Source organism: Delftia acidovorans NBRC 14950, assembly GCF_001598795.1.
GTDB classification, from domain to species: Bacteria; Pseudomonadota; Gammaproteobacteria; order Burkholderiales; family Burkholderiaceae_C; genus Comamonas; species Comamonas acidovorans.
Genome location: NZ_BCZP01000068.1, coordinates 1 through 1,857 on the forward strand (window position 1 = coordinate 1; position 1,857 = coordinate 1,857).

The window sequence follows — 1,857 nt, forward strand, 5'->3', positions numbered from 1 at the left end:
TCTCGGTGCTCAACAGGCCAGGGATGCGCATGCGCAGGAAGGCGTAGATGGCGGGGGTGTCGTAGTCCAGCATGCCGGCCAGAGTGGCAGGCTTGGCACGCATCAGGCCGGCGGCGTGGGCCACACGATGGCCAGCGGGTCGGGCTGGTCGGTGATGTCCCGCAGGGCCTGGCGGTAGGCCATCCACGGTGCAGGCACGGGCTCGCCTGTCTCCTGGGCGCGCAGCGTCACCCAATCGCAGGCGGACAGGAGGCGCGCCCTCGTGTAGCGCACCTTCTCCCACTCTTGCTCCAGATCCAGAGCGGGGGCCACCCAGCAGCGTTTTGGAACGCTCCATCGGTGGTCCCGGGATGGGGCCTCGTTGGGGGCATACCCTTTGGGCAGTCCAACCCTTAAGCGATTTCCATGCGTCTCACGGTAAAAGCGCAACTCGGAATCGTGCTGATAGGTTCCGGAGATCACCAGGTGACCGTGCGAATCAATCACATGGTAGAACTTCATCGCTTTGATCCAATCATGAAGCCGTTGAGGTTTCCAATCCGGCAACCCACACCTCCCGAGAATGTGAGCGTGACGGTATGGAGCCCCGCCCCCATGCTCCTCGAATACCCGTGGCAGACGGCTGTGTAGGCCTCATCGATGGCGTGCTCGGCGATCCAATCACCATCCACATAGAGCCTGGTTCCTGCTGTTCTCCAACCCATGCCATAGCCGACGAACCCAGTGACCAAAACCGTGACCACGCCCGGCATATCCAGGTAGAGGCTCATTGACAGAACCGTGTTCCAGGAACCCCATCCCACTCCCTCGATGTGTCCAGGAACTGTCACGGCCGTAGGGACCGTGACGGCGTTGCCAGCAATTTGGAGGGTTCCGACAGCCGCCTGCCCTATGTAGGCCGTGCCGATGGCCGCCGTGTCCATGAACACACCGATGTTGTTGGACGTGATGCGCTGCAGCCGGTTGATGAAGTCGCTGGTGTTCATCGTCGTGCCGTCCGGAAACGCCACGGTGTCACCGATGCGGGCCTTGTCCTTGGTGGCCAGCGGCCCCAGGCCGTTGACCTGGGCGGCCCTGAGATTGCGCAGCCATTGCGCATCCAGGCCGTTCGCGTCCAGGATGACGTTGCCCGCGTTGTCGCGCACGGTGAGGCCGCGCGTGTCCACCTTGCGGGCCGCCACTGTGCCGTCCACCAGCAGGTCGCCGTTGAGCACGGCGGCGGGGATCACCCAGGCCGCGCCCATCCAATGCCGGGTCTGGGTGAAGCTGGACCCGTTGGTGATGGTCACGGCATCGCCCACGATCAGGTGGTTGGTGTTGGGCGCGCTGCCGCTGTTGCCCAGGGCCTGCCAGACGGCCTGGCGCGCGGTGGCATCGCTCCAGAAGCTGCCGCTGGCCGACAGCAGCACCGAGCCGCGCAGGCCGTCCACGAGCTTCTTGCCCAGGCCGTCGATGCGCATGTTGCCCTTGAGATAGACGTTGCGCTGCAGGTAGATGCCGTCGCCATCGACGCCGAACACCACGTCTTCGGGCCGGGGCGTGCTCATCTGGCCGGCGTTGTAGCTGGGGGAGACGATGGCGAACTTGTCCGCCATGATGATGAAGGCACTGGATGTCTTGCCGTTGACCTCCTCGGCCGCGATGCCGTAGCCGGCCAGGGCCCCGCCGGCCTGCACCTTGAGCGTGTACTGCGCGCGCAGGCCTTCGCTGTAGCCCGCCAGCACCGTCATCTCCTGCTCCAGCATGGCGCGGCCCGGTTTGCCGTCCTGGTAGTAGTTGCCCAGGGAGGCCTGCAGCTGCAGCACGTTGGTGGCCATGGCCCGCTGGCCGTCCGCGAACGCTGCCTGCGTGGCGCGC

Annotated in this window: 2 protein-coding genes; both read right to left on the reverse strand. The window is 65.3% G+C overall.

Going from position 1 to position 1,857, the window contains the following annotated elements:
* Positions 1-102: 102 nt before the first annotated feature.
* Positions 103-312 (reverse strand): phage tail assembly chaperone, encoded by a 210-nt coding sequence (locus DA1_RS31200; RefSeq protein ID WP_051940728.1) that lies wholly within the window; start codon positions 310-312, stop codon positions 103-105.
* A 185-nt stretch (positions 313-497) separates the two neighbouring features.
* A partial coding sequence (locus DA1_RS29250; protein ID WP_255288223.1) for a phage tail tip fiber protein occupies positions 498-1,857 on the reverse strand: 1,360 nt, incomplete at its 5' end.